At 65.5% G+C, this 20,854-nt stretch carries 24 protein-coding genes; 21 read left to right on the plus strand and 3 right to left on the minus strand.

The window, feature by feature from the left end; all coding sequences use genetic code 11:
* Positions 1 to 160: 160 nt before the first annotated feature.
* From GEV06_15320 to GEV06_15395, 16 genes are all read left to right on the plus strand, one after another.
* The gene (locus GEV06_15320) at positions 161 to 1,159 is read left to right on the plus strand and encodes an NAD(P)H-dependent glycerol-3-phosphate dehydrogenase (protein MPZ19263.1); all 999 of its coding nucleotides are present in this window, start codon (positions 161 to 163) and stop codon (positions 1,157 to 1,159) included.
* Between the two features lie 10 nt (positions 1,160 to 1,169).
* Positions 1,170 to 2,093, plus strand: coding sequence for a signal recognition particle-docking protein FtsY (gene ftsY, locus GEV06_15325; GenBank protein MPZ19264.1), 924 nt, complete (start codon positions 1,170 to 1,172; stop codon positions 2,091 to 2,093).
* Between the two features lie 2 nt (positions 2,094 to 2,095).
* Positions 2,096 to 3,205: a bifunctional diaminohydroxyphosphoribosylaminopyrimidine deaminase/5-amino-6-(5-phosphoribosylamino)uracil reductase RibD gene (ribD, locus tag GEV06_15330; GenBank protein MPZ19265.1), complete on the plus strand. Its 1,110-nt coding sequence runs from the start codon at positions 2,096 to 2,098 to the stop codon at positions 3,203 to 3,205.
* 4 nt (positions 3,206 to 3,209) lie between these two features.
* Positions 3,210 to 3,803: a riboflavin synthase gene (locus GEV06_15335; GenBank protein ID MPZ19266.1), complete on the plus strand. Its 594-nt coding sequence runs from the start codon at positions 3,210 to 3,212 to the stop codon at positions 3,801 to 3,803.
* Between the two features lie 194 nt (positions 3,804 to 3,997).
* Positions 3,998 to 5,245 (plus strand): bifunctional 3,4-dihydroxy-2-butanone-4-phosphate synthase/GTP cyclohydrolase II, encoded by a 1,248-nt coding sequence (locus GEV06_15340; GenBank protein MPZ19267.1) that lies wholly within the window; start codon positions 3,998 to 4,000, stop codon positions 5,243 to 5,245.
* Positions 5,246 to 5,356: 111 nt separating this feature from the next.
* Positions 5,357 to 6,730 (plus strand): signal recognition particle protein, encoded by a 1,374-nt coding sequence (locus tag GEV06_15345; protein MPZ19268.1) that lies wholly within the window; start codon positions 5,357 to 5,359, stop codon positions 6,728 to 6,730.
* 19 nt (positions 6,731 to 6,749) lie between these two features.
* Positions 6,750 to 7,139, plus strand: coding sequence for a 30S ribosomal protein S16 (rpsP, locus tag GEV06_15350; GenBank protein MPZ19269.1), 390 nt, complete (start codon positions 6,750 to 6,752; stop codon positions 7,137 to 7,139).
* A complete protein-coding gene (locus GEV06_15355; GenBank protein MPZ19270.1) occupies positions 7,136 to 7,399 on the plus strand; it encodes a KH domain-containing protein in 264 nt (87 codons plus the stop codon). The genes rpsP and GEV06_15355 overlap by 4 nt, the downstream gene beginning before the upstream one ends.
* Positions 7,389 to 7,913 carry a ribosome maturation factor RimM gene (rimM, locus tag GEV06_15360; protein MPZ19271.1) on the plus strand — a complete coding sequence of 175 codons (525 nt, stop codon included), beginning with the start codon at positions 7,389 to 7,391 and terminating at the stop codon, positions 7,911 to 7,913. The genes GEV06_15355 and rimM overlap by 11 nt, the downstream gene beginning before the upstream one ends.
* On the plus strand, positions 7,910 to 8,650 hold the full coding sequence (trmD, locus tag GEV06_15365; protein ID MPZ19272.1) for a tRNA (guanosine(37)-N1)-methyltransferase TrmD: 741 nt from the start codon (positions 7,910 to 7,912) through the stop codon (positions 8,648 to 8,650). The genes rimM and trmD overlap by 4 nt, the downstream gene beginning before the upstream one ends.
* 29 nt (positions 8,651 to 8,679) lie before the next feature.
* Positions 8,680 to 9,033 carry a 50S ribosomal protein L19 gene (gene rplS / locus GEV06_15370; GenBank protein MPZ19273.1) on the plus strand — a complete coding sequence of 118 codons (354 nt, stop codon included), beginning with the start codon at positions 8,680 to 8,682 and terminating at the stop codon, positions 9,031 to 9,033.
* Between the two features lie 50 nt (positions 9,034 to 9,083).
* A complete protein-coding gene (locus tag GEV06_15375) occupies positions 9,084 to 9,719 on the plus strand; it encodes a ribonuclease HII (GenBank protein ID MPZ19274.1) in 636 nt (211 codons plus the stop codon).
* A gap of 59 nt (positions 9,720 to 9,778) precedes the next feature.
* Positions 9,779 to 10,054: a hypothetical protein gene (locus GEV06_15380; protein ID MPZ19275.1), complete on the plus strand. Its 276-nt coding sequence runs from the start codon at positions 9,779 to 9,781 to the stop codon at positions 10,052 to 10,054.
* A 145-nt stretch (positions 10,055 to 10,199) separates the two neighbouring features.
* Entirely contained in the window at positions 10,200 to 10,865 is a 666-nt protein-coding gene (locus GEV06_15385; GenBank protein ID MPZ19276.1) for a thiamine phosphate synthase, read from the plus strand.
* Positions 10,866 to 10,894: 29 nt separating this feature from the next.
* Positions 10,895 to 11,716 carry a DUF4115 domain-containing protein gene (locus GEV06_15390; protein MPZ19277.1) on the plus strand — a complete coding sequence of 274 codons (822 nt, stop codon included), beginning with the start codon at positions 10,895 to 10,897 and terminating at the stop codon, positions 11,714 to 11,716.
* Positions 11,717 to 11,719: 3 nt separating this feature from the next.
* A complete protein-coding gene (locus GEV06_15395) occupies positions 11,720 to 13,762 on the plus strand; it encodes a hydantoinase/oxoprolinase family protein (protein MPZ19278.1) in 2,043 nt (680 codons plus the stop codon).
* A 205-nt stretch (positions 13,763 to 13,967) separates the two neighbouring features.
* On the opposite strand, the gene GEV06_15400 is transcribed toward GEV06_15395, so the two are convergent.
* Positions 13,968 to 14,441, minus strand: coding sequence for a carbon monoxide dehydrogenase (locus GEV06_15400; GenBank protein MPZ19279.1), 474 nt, complete (start codon positions 14,439 to 14,441; stop codon positions 13,968 to 13,970).
* 30 nt (positions 14,442 to 14,471) lie between these two features.
* On the opposite strand from GEV06_15400, the gene GEV06_15405 reads away from it, so the two are divergent.
* From GEV06_15405 to GEV06_15415, 3 genes are read left to right on the plus strand one after another with little or no spacing between them, the layout of a single operon-like run.
* Positions 14,472 to 16,082: a DHA2 family efflux MFS transporter permease subunit gene (locus GEV06_15405; protein MPZ19280.1), complete on the plus strand. Its 1,611-nt coding sequence runs from the start codon at positions 14,472 to 14,474 to the stop codon at positions 16,080 to 16,082.
* Between the two features lie 51 nt (positions 16,083 to 16,133).
* On the plus strand, positions 16,134 to 16,577 hold the full coding sequence (locus GEV06_15410) for a DUF2384 domain-containing protein (GenBank protein ID MPZ19281.1): 444 nt from the start codon (positions 16,134 to 16,136) through the stop codon (positions 16,575 to 16,577).
* Positions 16,578 to 16,580: 3 nt separating this feature from the next.
* Entirely contained in the window at positions 16,581 to 17,105 is a 525-nt protein-coding gene (locus tag GEV06_15415) for an RES domain-containing protein (protein ID MPZ19282.1), read from the plus strand.
* Here GEV06_15415 and GEV06_15420 read toward each other — a convergent pair.
* Entirely contained in the window at positions 16,998 to 17,714 is a 717-nt protein-coding gene (locus GEV06_15420) for a TetR family transcriptional regulator (GenBank protein MPZ19283.1), read from the minus strand. The two genes, GEV06_15415 and GEV06_15420, sit on opposite strands and share 108 nt — an antisense overlap.
* A 99-nt stretch (positions 17,715 to 17,813) precedes the next feature.
* On the opposite strand from GEV06_15420, the gene GEV06_15425 reads away from it, so the two are divergent.
* Together GEV06_15425 and GEV06_15430 are read left to right on the plus strand one after the other, a co-directional pair.
* Positions 17,814 to 18,554, plus strand: coding sequence for an SDR family oxidoreductase (locus GEV06_15425; GenBank protein ID MPZ19284.1), 741 nt, complete (start codon positions 17,814 to 17,816; stop codon positions 18,552 to 18,554).
* Positions 18,482 to 19,288, plus strand: coding sequence for an MFS transporter (locus tag GEV06_15430; protein ID MPZ19285.1), 807 nt, complete (start codon positions 18,482 to 18,484; stop codon positions 19,286 to 19,288). Before GEV06_15425 ends, GEV06_15430 begins: the two co-directional genes overlap by 73 nt.
* Here the strand turns inward: GEV06_15430 and GEV06_15435 are convergent.
* Positions 19,176 to 20,852 (minus strand): amidohydrolase family protein, encoded by a 1,677-nt coding sequence (locus tag GEV06_15435; protein MPZ19286.1) that lies wholly within the window; start codon positions 20,850 to 20,852, stop codon positions 19,176 to 19,178. The genes GEV06_15430 and GEV06_15435 overlap by 113 nt on opposite strands.
* Positions 20,853 to 20,854 lie beyond the last annotated feature (2 nt).

The following is a 20,854-nucleotide window of genomic DNA, read 5'->3' on the forward strand; positions in this document are numbered from 1 at the left end:
GTTGCGGCCGAGACGGTAAGTGTCAACCGGACAGCAGTGGGACAGCCCCCGTTTTACGGAACACGTAAGGAAGTACGCAGTTCCTTCTTCATGGTTTCATGGTAGACAAAGGACAGTGCCCGTTTTACGTGTTCCGTAAAACGGGGGCTGTCCCCGTTTTATGTCGACGATAGCCGTTATCGGTGCCGGAAGTTGGGGTACCGCGTTCGCTATTCATCTTGCACGGCGTGGCCACGAAGTGCGCCTCTGGGCGCGTGATCCTGCGCTTGCGGCTGACATCGCCAAGCGGCGCGCCAATGCCGTGTACTTGCCAGATGCGGTCTTGCCCGATGGCGTCACGCCGGTTGCGCGTCTGGATGAGGCGCTGTCCGGCGCCAGCGTCGCGGTCTGCACGGTGCCATCGCACGGCGTTCGGCTCGTGCTCCGTGCTGCGGCGCCACATCTCGAGCCGGGCGTTGTCCTCGTGAGCGGAACCAAGGGGCTCGAGACCGGCAGCCTGCTTCGCGTGTCCGAAGTGATTCACGACGAAATCGGAGCGGCACACCCGATCGTCGTGTTATCGGGGCCGAGCTTTGCGACGGAGGTGGCTCGCGGATTACCCGCCGCGGTGTGCGTCGCTTCCACCGAGAGCGCGGCGGTCGAACGGGTGCAGGCGGAGTTCCGCGGACCCAGCCTACGGCTCTACGGCAGCACCGATGTGGTAGGTGTTGAGATTGGCGGTGCGCTCAAGAACGTGATTGCCATCGCCGCAGGTGTTGTCGAAGGGCTGGGCCTTGGTGCCAATGCCATGGCTGCGCTCATCACCCGCGGTCTCGTGGAGGTCTCCCGGCTGGCCTGCGCTCTTGGCGGCCGGCGTGACACGCTCGCCGGTTTGAGCGGCCTCGGGGATCTCGTGCTCACCTGCACGGGCGAGCTCAGTCGCAACCACCATGTTGGCGTGGAGCTGGGCAAGGGGCGTCCCCTGCACGAGATTCTGGCCGGGATGAAGATGGTGGCCGAGGGCGTGAAGACGACCGAGGCGGCCGTGGCGCTCGGTGCTCGGCTCGGGGTCGAGCTGCCGATTGCGAGGCAGATGGCCGACGTGCTCGGGGACCGCAAAGCCCCGCGCATTGCCGTCGAGGAGCTCATGGCGCGGCCGCAACGGAATGAGCTGGAGTAAGCCGGACGTCATGGGATTCTTCGATCGACTCAAAGCAAGCCTGGATCGGACCAAGCAGCAGTTCCGCGGCCGGTTCGACGATCTGACCGGCGCGGCGGACCAACAGCGCGCGTCGACGCGCACCGTGGAAGTGGACACGCTCGAGGCGCTCGAAGAGCTGCTCATTTCGGCCGACGTGGGCGTGGCGGCCACCGAACGGATCGTCGCCACGGTCGGGCAGCGAGCTCGCCGAGGTCAGAGCTTGGGCCACCTCGTGCAGGAGGAAATCCTCCAGATCTTCGACGAGGTGAACCAGCCGCCGCCAGACGGTGCGACGCCGCGGATCATGCTCCTGGTCGGTGTCAACGGCACGGGCAAGACGACAACCGTCGGCAAGCTGGCGAACTTGTTTCGAATGTCCGGCCAGGCGCCGCTCGTGTGTGCCGCCGACACGTTTCGTGCGGCTGCGGTCGAGCAGCTGGAGGTTTGGACGACCCGCGCCGGCGTCGATTTCGTTCGCGCCCATCCCGGCGGCGATCCCGCAGCCGTCGTGTTCGATGCCATCAAGTCAGCGCAGACCCGCCGCCGCGATCCGGTCATCGTCGACACGGCCGGACGCCTGCACACGCGGGTCAACCTGATGAACGAGCTCGAGAAGATCAAGCGCATCGCGGGGCGAGAGGTGGAGGGCGCGCCGCACGACGTCCTCTTGGTGCTCGATGCCACGGTCGGCCAGAACGGTCTCGTCCAGGCGCAGCAGTTCATGAACGCTGCCGGCGTGAACGGGATCGTGCTGACGAAGCTCGATGGAACCGCCAAGGGCGGCGTCGCCGTGGCGATCGCGCAGGACCTGCGGCTCCCGATTCGTTACGTGGGCACGGGCGAGACCATCGAGGATCTCGTGCCGTTCTCGGCTGGCGAGTACGTCCAGGCCTTGTTCGAGGAGACCTGGTAGCCGTGTCGCTCGACGCGAGCGCGCAGGATGCTGTCGATCGTGAGCTCATGCGTCGCGCGTTGCGGCTTGCCGAGCGCGGGCGCGGCCAGACGAGCCCGAACCCGCTCGTGGGCGCGATCATCGTGTCGCGGAGCGGCGTGCTGGTCGGCAGTGGCCATCATCGCAGAGCCGGCGGACCGCACGCCGAGATCATGGCGCTCGAGGAGGCCGGTGGCGCCGCGCGGGGGGCCACGCTGTACTGCACGCTCGAGCCGTGTTGCCACCAGGGCCGGACCGGCCCGTGCGTGGTACCGATTGCCGCCTCGGGGATCCAGCGCGTCGTGATTCCGCTCGAGGATCCCGACCCCCGGGTCGCCGGACGGGGCGTCCAGTATCTCCGCGAGCACGGTATCCGCGTAGACGTCGGCATTGGCCGCGACGAGGCTGTCACGCTCAACGCCGCCTTTTTCACCGGTTTGCGCGAGCGGCGCCCGCATGTCACCATTAAGATTGCGATTAGCCAGGACGGGCGGATCGCGGCTGCACCTGGTCAGCGCACGCCAGTGACTGGGGAGGCGGCACTGCGGCGCGTGCAGCGGCTCCGTGCGGAGGTCGACGCCGTTGGCGTCGGATCGGAGACGGCGCTGGTCGACGATCCTCTGCTGACCGTGCGTGAGGTCTATCGCGCACGGCCACTGGTGCGAGCGGTGTTCGACCGTCGCTTGCGGACGCCGCCGACCTCGCGCCTTCTCTCGGCGCCGGAGCGTGGCACTGTCTGGATCATCACAACGCAAGCACGCGTGGAGGACGCAGCCGAACGGGTGCGTGCGCTCGAAGCGGCAGGTGCGACGCTCGTTTGCCTGGACCAGGGCCACCTGGTGTCAGCGCTTGCCGAGCTGTACGCACGTGGCATCCAGTCGCTGCTCGTCGAGGGTGGCGCGCTCTTGCACCGTGCTTGTTGGGACGCGGGTGTTGTCGATCGTGTGGAGATTCACCAGAGCCCACGGGTGCTGGGCTCGGGCGGCGTGGCCTGGATGATGCCGGCTGAAACGGTCGTCGAGCGCCTCAGCGGCACGCGCCGGACCACGGCAGGAGACGACGTGATCGTGACGGGCGACGTGAGGCGTGGATAACCTGATGTTCACGGGACTGATCGAAGCGGTGGGCGAGATCGTCGCGCGGGAGATCTTCGAGCACGGAGAGCGGCTGCACATCACAGCGCCGATTGCCGACGAGCTGTCGGTGGGCGACAGTATTGCCACGAGCGGCGTTTGTCTGACCGTGACAGCGCTCACCTCGTCTGCCTGGAGCGTTGACGTCTCGCCGGAAACGCTCCGCGTCACGACACTAGGACAGATCGAGCCCGGCCGCCTGGTCAACCTGGAGCGACCGCTGCGCGTGGGTGCGAGCTTTGGCGGCCACTTCGTGCAGGGCCACGTGGACGGCATCGGCAGCCTCATGAGCGTGGTCGAGGAGGGCGAGTTCCATCGGATCACGGTATCCTATCCTGCAGTGCTGGCACCGTTCATGGTGTCGAAGGGCGCCATTGCCGTCGACGGAGTGAGCCTGACAATTGCCGATCTGCGCAACGGCGAGTTCGACGCCCAGATTGTGCCGCACACCTGGCGGGCGACGGCGCTCCAGAGGACGCGTGTCGGCGACGCGGTGAATCTCGAGTGCGACATGCTGGGCAAGTACGTGATTCGATTCTTGGAGTTCCGGGCGCCCTGACGGCGAAGGACACGAAGGGACGGGAAGGACACGAAGGTTTTCACCACGAAGGACACGAAGATCACGAAGAAAACCAATTTGAATCCTTCTTCGTGAACTTCGTGTTCTTCGTGGTTGATTCTTCGTATCCTTCGTGGTCGTCGACTTCGTGGTCCGCCGCCTTCGTAGCGGTGACGGCGAGTGAGTGAAGTTCCATGAGCACGAAAATTCGCTTGGCGAAAGGCGCGCGGCGCGAGCGGTTGCCGTTTGCGCGGATCGAGGAGGCGGTCGAAGCGTTCCGCGCGGGGCGCATGGTCATCATTGTCGATGACGAAGACCGTGAGAACGAGGGGGACCTCGCGCTTGCCGCCGAGAAGGTCACGCCGGAGGCGATCAACTTCATGGCCACACATGGCCGGGGCCTGATTTGTCTGTCGATGACCGCCGAGCGACTGGACGAGCTGCAGATTCCGCTCATGGTCCAGGACAATACGTCGTGCTACGGCACCGCGTTTTGCGTGACGATCGAGGCGAAGTACAAGACGACCACCGGCATCTCGGCGTCGGACCGGGCGGCCACGATTCTCACGGCCATCGATCCGAATACACAACCGTTCGACCTCGCGCGGCCCGGCCATGTGTTTCCTCTGCGCGCGCGTGCGGGCGGTGTCCTCGTCCGCGCCGGCCAGACCGAGGCCTCGGTCGACCTCGCGCGGATTGCCGGGCTGACGCCTGCCGCGGTGATTTGCGAGATCATGAACAGCGACGGCACGATGGCGCGCGTGCCCGATCTCCGCCGCGTCGCTCGCAAGCACGATCTCCTCGTCATCACGATTGCGGATCTCATTCGGTATCGCGTACGCACCGAGCGTATGGTACGGCGCATTGCCGCCGCTCAACTGCCCACTGGCTTTGGCGAGTTCCGTGTCTTTGCGTATGAAAGCGATATCGATGGCCAAGGCCACGTGGCGTTGGTCCGCGGCGACGTCGGCGACGGCGAGAGCATCATGGTGCGCGTCCATTCGAAGTGCCTCACGGGTGATGTGTTCCACTCGATGCGCTGCGATTGCGGCGCCCAGCTCCATCGGGCGCTCGAGCGTATTGCGCAGGAAGGGCGAGGGATTCTGTTGTACCTGCATCAAGAGGGACGTGGCATCGGTCTCGCCAACAAGATCCGCGCCTATGAGCTGCAGGACCAAGGCTACGATACCGTCGAGGCCAATGAGCGACTGGGGTTCAAGGCGGATCAGCGGGACTACGGCATCGGTGCGCAGATCCTCCGTGATCTAGGCGTTTGCTCCATGCGACTCCTCACGAACAATCCGCGCAAGTTCATCGGCCTGGAAGGCTACGGCCTGTCGATTGTCGACACGCTGCCCATCGAGATCCCCGTGTCGGAGCACACGCGCCGATATCTGAAGGCCAAGAAGGACAAACTGGGCCACAAGCTGTCCAGCGTGTGAAAAGGTACGCGGTTCCTGTTTTTCCGCCAGTTTGACAGGTGGGGTGTGGCTAGGCTACTCTAACTGTTTGCGTGCGAGTGGCTTAGCGCCCACGTATGCGTACCGACGGCCATGTTCGAGTCTCTGAGCACACGACTTCAGGACGTTTTCCGCTCCCTCCGCGGCGAGGCACGCCTCACGCCGGAGCTGGTCGAAGTCGCCCTGCGCGAGATTCGCATGGCGCTGCTCGAAGCCGATGTGAACTTCAAGGTCGTGAAAGCGTTCGTCGACCGCGTTCGCGACCGGGCCGTCGATCAAGAAGTTCTCCGTAGCCTCACGCCAGACCAGCACGTCGTCCGCATCGTCCGGGACGAGATGTTGGCGCTCTTCGGCGACGCGCAGGGCGGGTTGGCGCCCACCTCCGAGACGCCGCGCGTAATCCTCTTGTTAGGGCTGCAGGGGTCCGGTAAGACGACGACCACAGCGAAGCTCGGGAGGTGGCTGGCGCGCCAGGGACGGCACCCGATCGTCGTGTCGACCGACGTCCGACGGCCCGCCGCGATCGAGCAGCTCACGCTGCTCGGCCGTCAGGCCAGTCTGCGCGTGCACGATCCGGACGGCAACCTGGATCCGGTGTCTCGAGCGTCCGGCGCCGTCGCACAAGCGAAGACGCTTGGCTTCGACGTCGTGCTCGTCGACACGGCGGGGCGTCTCCACATCGATGACGAGCTCATGGGGGAGCTCGAGCGCATCAAAGCGGCTGTTACGCCCAGCGACATGCTGTATGTCGCAGACGCCATGACCGGGCAGGATGCCATCAAGAGTGCCGGTGAGTTCAACCGCCGGATTGGCATCAGCGGCGTGGTGCTGAGCAAGATGGATGGCGACGCGCGAGGTGGTGCAGCGCTCTCGGTGGTCTCGGTCGTGGGCGTGCCCATTGCATTCGTGGGCAGCGGGGAGCGATTGGATGATCTCGAGTCGTTCCACGCCGAGCGTGTGGTGTCGCGCGTGCTCGGTATGGGTGACGTGCTGTCACTCATCGAGAAGGCCGAGCAGGTGGTCACCGAAGAGGAAGCGGTCCGCCTCGAGGACAAGCTGCGGTCTGCCTCCTTCACGCTCGAGGATTTCCGCGATCAGCTCCGGACGATACGGCGCATGGGGCCGCTGGAAAATCTGCTGGGCATGCTGCCAGGCTTTGCGCAGGTGAAGAGCCAGCTCGCCGGCGGCGTGGACGAGAAGCAGATCACCCGCGTCGAGGCGATCATCGATTCGATGACGTCAAAGGAGCGGGACCACCACCAGATCCTCAACGGCAGCCGGCGCAAGCGCATCGCGCGCGGCAGCGGAACGTCGGTCGAAGAGGTGAACCGCCTGCTCAAGCAGTTCGTGCAGATGAAGAAGATGCTCAAGATGATGGGGCCAGGGTCCGGTGGCGGCAAGGGGAAGAAGAAGATGCGCAAGCAGCTTGGCGCCATCCGACAGATGATGGAGGCCGAGCGTTGGTGAATTCCAGAAAGGTTCTTACATGCTAGTAATCCGGCTGCGCCGCCATGGTGCGAAACGAAGTCCGTTCTATCGAATCGTCGTCGCCGAGGATGCGAGCCGACGTGACGGGCGGTTCGTCGAGGTGATCGGTCACTACAATCCCCGCACGAAGCCCGAGCAGGTAAAGCTCGATTACGAGCGGCTCGCGCATTGGCAGTCGAAGGGCGCGCAGGTCAGCGACACGGTTCGGACGCTCGCCGTGCGTCACAAGGGGGCGGTCGCGGCGGAGCGGGGGACCATCCGTGAAGGGGGCGAACCGGTGCCGGAGACTGCCGGCGCCGTTGCCGACACGACGGCCCCGCCGCCCAGCGCGGCGCCAGATGCCGGGACCGAGGAGGCCGGACCGAGCCCGGAGCAAGCCCCGTCGTGAGCCACGCGCGCGCGGTCGTCGAGGTGATTGCCCGGACGTTGGCGGATCACCCAGAGCACGTCGCAATCACGGAGGAACAACACCGCGGCACAGCGGTGCTCGAGCTCTATATGGAGCCTGGAGATCTCGGACGCGTGATCGGGCGTCAAGGGCGCACCGCCACCGCGCTGCGGACGCTCGTGGCGTTGGCGGCGGACCGGGACGGGCACAGGGTACAGCTCGAGTTTCGTGACTGGCCTCCGGCCGGCCATGACCAGTGATTGGGACGAGATGGTCGTCGTGGGGACCATTGCACGACCTCACGGCATCCGCGGAGAAGTGGCCATCGATCCGCAGACGGATTTTCCCGACGAGCGCTTTCGACGAGGCGCCCAGCTGTTCGTGAAGCGGGCGGGCCAGGTCGAAAGGCTCACGGTGCGAGGGTGTCGCGCGCACCAGCGCCGCGTCCTGGTGCTCTTCGAGGGCGTGGCCACGCGCACGGCCGCCGAAGCACTTGGTCGAGCCGAGCTGCGCGTGCCAGCGTCGACGCTCCAGTCGCTGCCACCGGACACGTACTATCAGCACGATCTGGTGGGCTGCCGTGTTCGGCTCGCCTCTGGAGAGCTGGTGGGTGAGGTGGTGGGGTACGACGCCGGGCCCGAGGCTGGGCGGCTGGTCGTGCGCTCCGCGCGGGGCGAGCTGCTGATCCCACTCGTGCGCTCGATATGCGTCTCGGTCGACACCGGGGCAAAGGACATCCTCGTCGACCCGCCCGAAGGGCTGCTGGATCTGTGAAGTTCGACATCGTGACCATCTTTCCGAAGATGGTCGAAGCCGGGCTGACCGAGGGCATCGTTGGGCGCGCGCGTGCTCGCGGGGTGCTCGATGTGGCGGTTCACGATCTCCGCGGCTTCACGGCGGACCGGCACCGGACCGTCGACGATGTGCCGTTCGGTGGGGGGCCGGGGATGGTCATGAAGCCGGAGCCGCTGTTCAAGGCGGTTGAGTGGATAGGTGAGCAACGCGGCTCGCCCGACGCGGTGCTGTTGCCTTCGCCGCAGGGCGCGCGGCTGACACACGCGTACGCCGAGCGGCTCAGCGGTCTCGAGCATATCGTGGTGCTCTGTGGTCGCTACGAGGGGGTCGATGAGCGCGTCCGCGCAGCCTTGGCCACCGACGAGCTGTCGATTGGCGACTACGTGCTCACGGGGGGGGAACTGCCCGCGCTGGTCATAGTGGACGTGGTCGCGCGGCTGATCCCTGGTGTGGTAGGCGACCAACGATCGGTCGAGTGTGACTCGTTCGCGCGCGGGGTCTTGGACCATCCACACTACACGCGCCCGGCCGATTTCCGAGGCATGGGCGTTCCCGACGTGCTGCTCTCCGGGCATCACGCGGAGATCGAGCGATGGCGCAAGCGCGAATCGCTCGGCCGAACGCTGGAGCGGCGACCGGATCTGCTGGCTGCCGCGACGCTGGATGAAGAGGAGCGGGCGATCCTGGAAACGTTGGAAACGCGCCCACGCACGTAGCGCGCAGATGTTGGAACGGAGCAGAAGCCATGAACGTCATTGATATCATCGAGCAAGGGGAAGTCACCGAGCGGCCGGCTATCCGCCCGGGCGATACATTACGCGTCCACCTGAAGGTGCGCGAGGGCGACAAGGAGCGCATCCAGGTGTTCGAGGGAACCGTGATCGGGTTGCACGGCAGCGGGACGCGCGAGACGATGACCGTGCGCAAGGTGTCCTTTGGACAAGGCGTCGAGCGGATCTTCCCACTACAATCGCCGTCGATCGACAAGATCGATGTCGTGCGGGGCGCACGGGTTCGCCGCGCGAAGCTGTACTACCTCAGAGGTCTTCGTGGTAAGGCCGCCCGCATGCGGGAGCAGACACGGAAGCGAACCGCTTAGGGAAAAGGGGCCTGTCCACGTTCCGCTCTCGAACTTCCAACCTCGGACCTATGGTACGCGGGGCCCGTCGGACACACGAGAATCTCCTCCGCCGCCAAGGGTACGCCCGGATCGCGGGCGTCGACGAGGTCGGGCGTGGGTGTCTTGCCGGCCCGGTTACGGCGGCGGCCGTGATTCTGAATCCCGGACGGCGATGCGACGGCTTGCGCGACTCGAAGCTACTGACAGCGGCCCGCCGCGAGTGGCTCTACGGGACGATTACGCGGCGGGCGCTCACCTGGGCGGTTGCCTCCTGTGAGCCACCGGAGATCGATGAGCTGAACATCCACCGGGCGACGCTCGTGGCGATGCACCGCGCGGTGCTGGCGCTGGATCCGTTGCCCGATTACGTGCTCATCGATGCCTTTCGTGTCCCGGATCTCGCGGTTCCCCAAGAAGCCGTCGTGGGCGGCGATCGCCGATGTGCGGCCATCGCGGCCGCCTCGATCGTCGCGAAAGTCACGCGCGACCGCTTGATGCGCGCCCTCCACGAAGCGGATGCGCGCTACGGGTTCGATCGCCACAAAGGGTACGCAACGGCCACGCACCTGGCTGCGATTCGTCGATACGGCTACTCGGCGATTCACCGCAAGACGTTCAGGCCACCGACGCTCTTCGACCTGTTTGATACGATAGGCGAGGCCTGATGCTGATCGGGTTTCGATGACCGTCGAACCGCGACGCGCTGTGGAGGTCGGCTATCTCGGTGCTCAGTCGGCTCATGTTCGTGATTTACTTCTTCGAGGTGGGCCTCCTCCTCATCCTCGTCCCGTGGTCCACCTTCTGGGAGCGCAACTTCTTCGTCGAGCATCTGTCTTGGCTTCAGCAGATCACGCACAACTACTACGTGCGCGGTGCCGTTTCCGGCATCGGTCTGGTCAGCCTCGGCGCCGCGGTTGCTGATCTCCTGCTGTTACTCGGTCTACGCCGGGAAGCCAGCGCTCACGCCATCGACAAACAGTGGGAGCCGAGGCGGCCGTAATTCAGTGGTCAGTGGTCAGCCGATGGGCGAGCGGTTGGGGGCTGGCGACCGGGTTGGCGACCGGGTTGGCTGCCGCGTTGCGACGTGGGCCTCGAGCCGTGGCCTACCGCCTGGCCACTGATCACTGGCCACTGATCACTGAACTGTGGCAGGCATCTTTCAGCTCGTCACTGATCACGCGAGACTGGGACCGCCGCAATCGGCGGAGGCCCTCGATGCGCTGGTTGCTCTCGTCGCAGCGGCGGGCGAGGCGGGTATTGACTTAGTGCAAGTTCGCGAGCCCTCACTGTCGGACGAGGCGCTGTTTCGCCTGGTCGAGCGGCTCGTGGCCAGAACGCCCCCCAACTGTCGCATCCTCGTCAATGAGCGATTCGACATTGCCCTGGCTGCCGGTGCCTCTGGCGTTCACCTCCGTGCTTCGTCATTGGCGGCGTCGCGCGTTCGACGTGTCCTGCCGCCCGGCTTCCTCATTGGCCGATCCGTCCACACGACCACCGAGATCAGGGCAGCGTGCCGCGACGCGGCCGTCGACTACCTCCTCTTTGGCATGGTGTTCCCGAGCGCCTCGAAGGCATCGGGACATCCGGCGGTGGGAATTGCCGCCCTCGGGGCTGCCGTGCGGGCCTCCAACGTGCCAGTGCTCGCCATTGGGGGGATCACGGTGGAGCGTATCCCCCAGGTTGCCGAGGTGGGAGCTGCGGGCGTCGCGGCCATTGGGTGGCTGACAGATGCGGCCCGACGTGGCACGCTCCCCTCGGAGCTGTCCGCCGCTCGCCAGTCGTTTCGCACTGGGGCAACCGACCTACGGTAGAATTGGAGCGAGGCCGATAGGTACCACGGATGACGTTCAGTGAAGAGCTTCGAGCGGCGCGCGAACAGAGTGGCATCACCCTGCGGCAGATCGCCGAGCGGACCAATGTCGCCGGAGGTTTGCTCGACGCGCTCGAGCGCGGTCAGTTCGACAAACTGCCGGGCGGCATATTTTCTCGCGGCTTCGTGCGCGCGTATGCCCGCGAGGTAGGTCTCGATCCGGATGAGGCCGTTCAGCGATTCCTTGCCGAGTGTGCGAGCTATCCAGCGTACTGCGCGAAGAGCCCTGCCGCGGGGACGCCTGAGGATCACGCGCGCGCCGTCGCCGAGGAAGCCAGCGTGACGCAGAGACGCATGGCTGCCCTGCAGGTCCTGACCGCGATCGTTGGCGGCATCTGTCTCTTCGCGGCCATCACCTACGGCATGGTCAGGCTGTTCAGTGGGCCGGAACAGGCGGAGCAGGCGCGTCAGCCTAGCACCGCAGCGGACCAGCGCGCGCCAGCGCCGGAGCAAGTCGCGGAGGCTCCGCCGGCGAGCCCGCCGGAGGGAATCACGGTCCAACGCGTTCGAACGACGGCCGCGGCCGATCACCTGACCATCGATATCCAGCCGCAGGCTCCCTGTTGGGTGCGTTTGGTGATTGACGGCCGAGTGGCAATGGCTCGCCTCCTCGAGCCAGGCGATCGTGTCGTGCAGCGCGCCGAGGAGAGAATCGTCGTGCGGGTCGGCGACGCCGCAGCCTTCCAGTACACCCTCAACGATGCGCCCGGGAGGAGCCTTGGCGCGGCGGGCGAGGTTGTGACGGCACGCATCGACAAGGACAACCTCGATCAGTTCATCGTTCGCCAATAGGCTGTGCGCATCGGCGTCGATACGGGCGGAACGTTCACCGATGTCGTCGTGCTCGACGACGCCGGCCTCAGAATCCACAAGGTACGATCCACCCCCGCAGATCCTTCTCGAGCGATGCTGCGCGGCATCCAAGAAGCCGCCGGTCCAATGGCCCATGCAGACATCGTCCACGGTTCCACCGTGGCGACCAATGCCGTTCTCGAAGGGCGCGGCGCCCGCGTGGCGCTCATCACGACGGCTGGCTTCGAGGATGTGCTGAAGATCGGCCGGCAGACGCGGCGCGCGTTGTACGACTTCATGGTCACCGCACCTCGAACGTTGATTGCACCAGGCTCGACATTCGGGCTGCAAGAGCGCGTGTCACGCAGTGGTGAGATTCTCGAGCCGGTTCACGAGGACCAACTCGAGGCGTTGATCCTCCAACTACAGGCACGAACACCGGAAGCGGTGGCTGTTTGTCTGCTCCATTCGTACGCCAATCCTTCTCATGAGAAGGCCGTGGCGGAGCGCCTGGCGGCATTGGGCGTGTCGGTCTCCTGCTCACACCAGGTTCTGCCGGAGTATCGCGAGTTCGAGCGTTGGAGCACGACTGCCATCAACGCGTACGTGGCGCCGCTCATGGATCGGTATTTGGCGAATCTGGAGACGCAGGTGGGAAGCGCCCGTCTGCGGGTCATGCAGTCCAACGGCGGCTGCATCTCTGCCGAGACCGCGAGGCGCGCAGCGGTTCGCACGATTCTGTCAGGTCCTGCGGCCGGTGTGGTCGGGGCTCGGGCCGTGGCGGAAGCTGCTGGCTTTTCCCGCGTCATCAGCTTCGACATGGGCGGCACCTCGACCGACGTGAGCCTGATCGATGAGAGCATTGCGGTGACGACCGAGTCGCTGATTGCGGACTGTCCGGTCAGGCTGCCGGTCATCGATATACACACGGTGGGTGCTGGGGGCGGATCGATCGCCTTCGTCGACGCAGGCGGAGCCCTTCGTGTTGGGCCGCGGAGCGCCGGGGCAGATCCTGGGCCAGCGTGCTACGGCAGCGGCGCCGACGTCACGGTAACCGATGCCAACCTCTTGTTGGGCCGTCTGGACCCAGCGTATTTTCTCGGTGGACGGATTGCCCTCGACGTCGAACGAGCCGAGCGATGCGCGGCCGATCTCGCCAAACGTGCGGGCCTGACGGTGCGCGCGCTGGCACAAGGGATCATTCGTGTTGCAAACGCCAACATGGAGCGTGCCATACGTGTGGTGTCGGTCCAGCGGGGCTTCGATCCGCGCGATTTCGCCTTGCTCGCCTTCGGCGGCGCAGGCGGCATGCATGCGTGCGAGATTGCCGAGGCGCTCGACATCCGGACGGTAATCGTGCCCCGACATGCCGGTGTCTTGTCGGCACTCGGAACGCTGCTCGCGGACGTGAAGAGGGACTATTCGCAGAGCGTGCTTCGGTCAGCCTCCGACCTCCGCGACGCCGACCTGCGGACGCTCTTCCAGCCGTTGATCGCACAGGCGCAGCGGGATATGGCAGATGAGGGATTTTCGGGCGAGCGCTTGGCCATCGACTGTTCGGTCGACGTGCGTTACATCGGGCAGTCTTACGAGATTACCGTGCCACTGACGCCGCACTATTGTGACGAGTTCGATCGACATCACGCACGTCTCTACGGCTATTCCAATCCCCAGCGATCGAGAGAGGTCGTCAACGTCCGCGTGGTTGCCATCGGCCTGTCACGAAAACCGGCGCTGCCGCGAATGCCGCGCGAGCAGGCGATCAGCGCGACGCCGTGCCGTCTGCGTGACAGCGTCTTTGCGGGCCGCTCGCATCGAGCCGCCGTTTATCGCCACGATCAGCTGGTGTCGGGAGCCAGCGCCGACGGTCCGGCGCTCGTCGTGAGCGAGATGGCGACAACCGTTGTACCGCCCCGGTTCCGGTTCGAGGTGGACGACGTTGGCAACGTCATTGTCTCCGGACGTGCCGCGCATGCTCGACCCAGAAGGTCGGGCCCGCGCGTCGAGGCGCCGGGCGGCGGAGGCGATTGGGGGCAGACAAGGTGACCGGGGTGACAGGGTGATGGGGTGACAGGGGATGGGGTTGCGCGAACGTCCGTGGCGAGTGCCTGCTTGGCTCAGCTCCGCACGGGACGTCTCCCCCGGCTTGCGACCTCCAACCACCGAGTTGCCCCGTCACCTGGTCACCCGGTCACCTTGTCACCTCGTCACCCGGTTACCCCGGTGAGCCGGCCAGCCCCACCAGGTGACGTTAGCGGGCGAGCTCTCGCTCGATGTTGTCGAACATCTGTCGCGTCAGTTGGCGAGCGACGCCGGTCAAGAGACGCTGGCCGACCGACGCAATGAGCCCGCCCACCTGGGCTTGCCCCTTTACGGACAGCAGTGTCTGGCTGTCGCTCGTTTCGCTCAGGTCCAGCTTGGCCGTCCCCTGCATGAAGCCGGGAGCGGCGCGTCCTTCGATCTCGAGCGTGTAGCTCGCAGGAAAATCCTTCTCCTTGATTTGCACCACGCCGTTGTACGTGCCTTTGACGGCCGCGACACCCACGGTGAGCGTCGCGGCGTAGCGATCCGGCCCGATGGCCTCGAGTCGCTCACAACCTGGGATAAAGTTCACCATGCTCTCGGTGTCGTGCAGGACGCGCCACAGTGTTTCGCGTGACACGGGGAACGAGCGCTCCATATCGATGTTCACGTCCGCCTCCTTCGGGCTCGGGGTAGACACCATGATACCGACAGAACACGAGGATCGATTGCCATGACCACGATGGTTGCCAAACCGCCCTGCGACGCCGGAGAGATCCTCAGCGGGCCGCTCGTCATCGCCTGCGATCCAGCCGTCGGCCGCTGGGTGCTCACGGCAACGATCCTGGGCAGCAGCATGGCCTTCATCGATAGCTCCGCCGTCAACGTGGCGCTGCCGGTCTTGCAGAGCAGTCTCGGCGCCTCCGTGACCGAATTGCAATGGATCATCGAGGTGTACATGCTCTTTCTCGCGGCGCTCATCCTGGTGGGTGGCGCACTGGGAGATCGCCTCGGACGCCGCCGCGTGTTCATGTGGGGCGTGGGCGCCTTTGCCACGGCGTCGCTCTGGTGTGGGCTGGCGCCGGACCCCACCCAGCTGATCATTGCGCGCGCAGGGCAGGGCATTGGCGGGGCGCTGCTGGTGCCAGGAAGCTTGGCCATCATCAGCGCGTCGTTCGACAAGTCTTCCAGAGGCAAGGCCATCGGGACATGGTCCGGCTTCACGGCGATCACCGCGGCGGCTGGACCGGTCCTCGGGGGCTGGCTCGCGACCACGTTCTCCTGGCGCTGGGTCTTCCTGCTCAACCTCCCGTTTGCCGTCGTCGTGCTCCTGATCGCTGCGACCCGCGTGCCCGAGACGCGGGACATGTCCGCGGCAACCGCTAACCCCGGCGCGGGACGGATCGACTGGCTCGGCGCCGGGCTCAGCGTCGCTGGACTGGGCATGCTCGTCTATGGGCTGATCGAATCGGCGAACCTCGGGGTGACACACCCGATCGCGCTGGGAACGATGATCGCCGGCGTTCTGATCCTCGGTCTCTTCGTTTGGGTGGAAGGGCAGGTCGCGGCCCCGATGATGCCGCTCGACGTCTTCAGATCCCGAACCTTCACGGGCGCGAACCTCCTCACGGTCCTGCTCTATGGCGCCCTTGGCGGGGCGTTGTTCTTCCTGCCGTTCAATCTCGTTCAGGTCCAGGGCTACACGCCGGCTCAGGCGGGGGCGGCGTGGCTCCCCTTCATTCTTGCCATCGCGTTCCTCTCCCGCTGGACCGGTGCACTCGTCCCCCTCGTCGGCGCCAAGCTCCCCCTCGTTGTGGGCCCGCTGGTCACCGCCGCCGGCTTCGCGCTTGCGGTGCGTCCCGGGACGGAGGGGAGCTACTGGACGACCTTCTTCCCAGCGTTTCTGGTCATGGGAGTGGGCATGGCGATTGCCGTTGCCCCACTGGTGACCGTCGTCATGAGCTCGGTGGAATCGGACCGCGCAGGCGTCGCCTCCGGAATCAACAATGCGCTCTCCCGCGCTGCCGGCCTGCTGGCGCTCGCCGTCATGGGACTGCTGGTCGTCAGCACGTTCAACGAGGCACTGGACGATCGCCTGGTCGCGCTCAACGTCGGTCCGCATGTCGTGGAGCAGCTCGCGGAGCAACGGATCAACCTCGCCGCAGCGGAGCCTCCCGCAAGCGCGTCACCCGCGGAGGCACGAGAGCTTCGGAAGGCCATTGACGAGTCGTTCCTCGTGGGCTTCCGCGTGGCGATGTGGAGTGGTGCAGCGCTTGCCGTGGCCAGCGCGCTCGTCGCCTGGATGATGATCGGTGATGTGCGACCTCCGGCCAAGGTGGCTTGACGGTGAAGCTCATATGAGCCGATAATATGGCTCAGGTGATTAGTTTCGGAGATGGTCGACCTGCCTGATGTCATGTACGTGCTCGCTGGCGCGCGTGCGCGTCAGATGCGCATGCGGTCCTGGATTGATTTCCATGAGCGCCTCACCGGCGGCTTGCCGAAGCACATGTATCAGCATGTGTTCCGCCTCATCGCCGCACACCCCTTCCACAAGGATGTCGTGAGCGGGCTCGAGCGTTTCGTCGTGGCACCTGCTACGCTCAAGCGTCGGACGGATCGGCTCTCGCCCGAGGAGAGCGAGCGGCTCGCACGCGTCGCACGGCTGCTGGCGATGGCGACCAAGGTCTTCGATGATCCGGAGGATACCGCGCGGTTTTTGACGCGCGCTCATCCCCTCCTCGGCCAGAAGAGTCCTTTCGAGTTGCTCAAGACGGACGTCGGGCTACGCCAGGTCGAGGACGTCCTTGCCAGGATCCTCTACGGCTTACCTGTGTGACAGATGCGAGCGTATCGGCTGGGCGACGCCAGATTTCCGCTGTTGAGCGGCGAAGGCGCGGCGCTGTATGGCGGTAGGTGGAATTCGCCCGGACGGCGCGTGGTCTATGCGTCGTGTGATCTCGCGACCGCCATGCTGGAATATCTCGCAGCCAGCAACGACATCGTGGCCAAGCATTCGGTCTGGCTCGAGCTGACGCTACCGGAGGCGGTGGCCGTCGAACGTGTTGGCCGAGCAGACCTTCCGGAATGGGACGCCCATCCGCCGTATGCGAGTCGCCTCTTCGGAGATCAGTGGCTGGCGAGGTCCGAGTCAATCGCCCTCGTCGTCCCGTCGGTCGTCGTGCCTACGGGTGAGAATATCGTCCTGAATCCCGCTCACCCAGGCTTTTCCAAGATCTCTGCAGCTCCACCGAACCCGCTACGGTGGGACCGCCGCCTTGCGCGTCTTCTCCGGCAAGTTCTTGCCGCGTCGCTGCCAATGGGTCTCTGGACGCACCTTTGGCGGGCGCAGGTGCTTGCTGGGTGAAGATCTGCTCACCAGCGTGTTCCACGCCGCCATCGCGCAATGAGCGACCGCGAGTAGCGTCTCGCGCGAGGCGCCGTCGCGAGCCTGAATGGACATGCCATGCTGGACAGTCGCGTAGAACGTGGCGGCGGCACGACAGTCGAAGCCTTCGGAAAGCTCCCCCTCGGCGACGCCGCGCTCCAGCCGTAGACGTAGCGTCTTGGCGTTCTGGGCACGGTGATCTCGTAGCTCGCGGCAGACAACCGCGTCCGACCCGTCACGCGTGTGAAGGGCGCCCAGCGCGATGAGGCAGCCCCTGGGCTTACCCCGCCTCGTGAACGACTCAGCCGTTCGGTGGAGAAAGCGCTCGATCGCCTCCCGCGCCGTCGGAGCGTTCGGAATGGCGTCCCAGATTTCCGTGCCTTCGCTTGCGCCGTAGAGCCGCACAGCTTCCCGAAACAGCGCCTGTTTGCTACGGAAGGCAGCATACAGGCTGGGCGAATTGATGCCCATCGCGGTCGTCAGGTCTGACAGCGACGTGCCGTCATAGCCTTTTGCCCAGAACAACTCCATCGCGCGCCGCAGCGCGGCGTCGCGGTCGAAGCTGCGTGGACGACCTCTGTCTGGCATCGGAACCCTCTTTCTGTACCGATCAATATATAAACCCTTGACGCGACCGGGCAAGCGCTATTATATTCTGTATCGATCGATACAGAAAGGAAGTGGTGAATGCCTGGACTCAAGAACAAGGTTGCACTGGTGACGGGCGGCAGTCGCGGGATTGGAGCGTCGATCGCCATGAGGCTCGGCAATGAGGGTGCCAACGTGGCACTGACGTATGCGCGCTCCGAGGAGAAGGCACGAGCGGTCGTCTCTGACATCGAAGCTGCCGGGCGGCGCGGTCTCGCCATTGCGGCGGACAATGCTGATCCTGCCGCCTTGGATGCCGCAGTGGAACAGACCGTGGCGGCTCTCGGACGACTGGATATTCTCGTCAACAATGCTGGCATCTTTTCGGCGGGACTGTTGGAGACGGTCACTCTTCAGGACTTCGACGCGGCCATGGCGGTCAATGTGCGCGCCGTGTTCATCGCGTCGAAGGCAGCCGCGGGCCACATGGGCCAGGGCGGGCGCATCATCTCGATCGGCAGCAACTTGGCCGAGCGTGTTCCCGGCCCGGGGCTCAGTGTGTATGCGGCGAGCAAGGCAGCGCTCGTCGGGCTCACCAAAGGGATGGCGCGTGATCTCGGCTCCCGTGGGATCACGGTGAACGTCGTCCATCCCGGCTCGACCGACACCGACATGAACCCCGCCGAGGGACCGCTGGCTGACGAGCAGCGCAGCCTCATGGCGATTCCGCGTTACGGCGAGCCGCACGACGTCGCCGGTCTGGTCGCGTGGCTCGCGGGCCCGGACGGGCGCTTCGTGACGGGCGCCGCCCTCACCATCGACGGCGGAGCCAACGCGTGAAGGCAGCGTCTCGACTCGAGCCGGCATCCCCGGGGCCGCCGGCGCTCTCTCTGAACGCCACGACCGCCCTGTTTGCCTTCGCGGTCGCAGTGGTCGTGACAACGGAGTTCATCGTCGTTGGCCTAGTGCCCATGATCGCGCGGGACCTCGCAATCTCTCTTTCGGAGAGCGGTCGTCTTGTGACGTGGTTCGCCCTGTCATCGGCATTCCTAGGGCCGCCGCTTACCATTGGTGTGAGTAAGCTCGAGGCGCGGCCCGTTCTCGTTGTGGCGCTGCTCATCTTCGGGCTCGGGGGCCTCGCGGCGACGGTGATCCCGAGCTATCCGATCCTGGTTGCTGTTCGTGTCGTCCAAGGCGCCGCCCTGCCCGTCTTTGTCAGCGTTGGCAGCGCGGCCATCGCCCGGATCGCCGGGCCAGGCCGCGACGGAAGGGCGCTCGCCCTCATCAATGTTGGCGTGATCGTGGGGGCAGTACTTGCGATGCCTGCCGGCGTCCTTCTGGCCGATCGCGCAGGCTGGTCGGCGAGCTTCGTCGGCCTACTCGGCCGCGCCGACGCGCGGCGAAACGAGCTCGCGGTCCGTACCGCCCTCGGTTGCAGCCGTGCTCGCATCGCCCGCCAGGCTAAGGCCTCGCGGCGGAGGAAGCCTTGGTGCCCTTGTAGCCGGGGCCGAGCAGTGGGCGGCCTGGGCGAGCTCCCGAATGCTCCCCCTGGTCGATCACCAGCGCCCCGTTGACGATCGTATAGAGCACTCCCTTCGCGTACGACTTGGGCTTCTCGAACGAGTTCGTGTCTCCGACGGTCGCCGGATCGAAGACCACGACGTCGGCTGCGAAGCCCTCGCGAATCTGGCCGCGGTCGCGCAGGCCGAGGATCTGGGCTGGCAGCGACGACATCTTGCGGACCGCTTCCTCGAGCGTCAGGCCTTTCTTCTCGCGGACGTACCGGCCGAGCACACGAACGTTCGTCCCGTAGCTGCGCGGATGAGGGAACCCTGCTACGTCGAGGTTGAGGGCGCTGCCATCGCTTGCTGGGGCAACCCACGGCTGCCTCATCACCATTTCGACGTTCTCTTCCGACTGGTTGTGGAAGATGCCTCTGACGTTGCCTCCTTCTTCCGCCAACAGCGTGATGATGGTATCGGCGGGGTCTTCGTCACCGCGCTGCTTGGCAATGTCAGCGACCGACATACCCTCGTACTTGCGGTTCTCCGGCGTCGACGCAGTCCCCAAGACGATGCCCTCCCACCAGCCGTGCTCCTTCGACCAGGCGATGAACTCCGGATCGTTCTTGACCTTCTCGCGCAGAGCCGTATCGGTCATTGCTTGCTCGAGCCGCTCGGCGAACTTCGTGGGACCTCCCTCACGCATCCAGAGTGGAAAGCAGGCGCTCCAGCCGTGCTGCATCGCCGTGTAGGGATAGAGGTTCGCGGTGACGTCGAGGCCACGGTCACGCGCGGCCTGAATCTGTTCCACGTTGGACCGCAGTTTCGGCCAGAGCTCCTCGCCACGGATCTTGAGGTGGAAGATGTGTACGGGCATCTTGCCCTCTTCGGCCACCCGTATCGCGAAGGCGATCTCCTTGTCCTGCTCGTAACCCTCGCTGCCGTGGTGCGTGGCGTAGTTGCCGCCATAGGTGGCCGCGACCTTCGCCAGCGCCAGAACCTCATCTGGGTATGGCGGGCCCCCGCTCTCGAAGCGGCCGACGAGCCCCCAGGCACCCTCCTCCATCGAGCGCGCCACGAGCTGCTTCATACGGTCGAGCTCGGCCGGCGTCGCCGGACGTGTCTCGTAGCCGAGCACGACACGACGCACCTGCTCGGAGGAGACGTGTGAGATCACGTTCATCGAGATGCCTTGGCGCTTCAGCAGCTCGAAGTAGTCAGTGAAGGTCCTCCACCGAGCATCCGCGAGGTTGTCTCCCGGCGCCACGGTGCTTCCTTCACCGAGGACGTCGATTGTGACGCCCTGCCGAACCTTGCTCTCCGCGTTCCCGTCGGCGACGAGAGGTTCGTCTGAATGCGTGTGCAGGTCGATGAAGCCGGGCGAGACGACGAGACCGGTCGCATCGATGACGCGTCGAGCGCTGGCGTTGTCCAGCTGGCCGACGGCGGCGATCCGATTGCCTCGTATACCGACATCGCCACTGAACCAGGGATTGCCGGTCCCATCGATGACTCGGCCTCCCCGCACGAGGAGGTCGTAGCGCTCATCCTGTCCCTGCAGCCAACGAGCGCTGCCGCTCAGGAGAACGACTCCCGCGATGGTGATGAGAAGCGCGCGGCGCCAGCGAGTCGACATAG

Origin of the sequence: Luteitalea sp. (assembly GCA_009377605.1) — a bacterium.
In the GTDB taxonomy this organism is placed as follows: Bacteria; Acidobacteriota; Vicinamibacteria; order Vicinamibacterales; family Vicinamibacteraceae; genus WHTT01.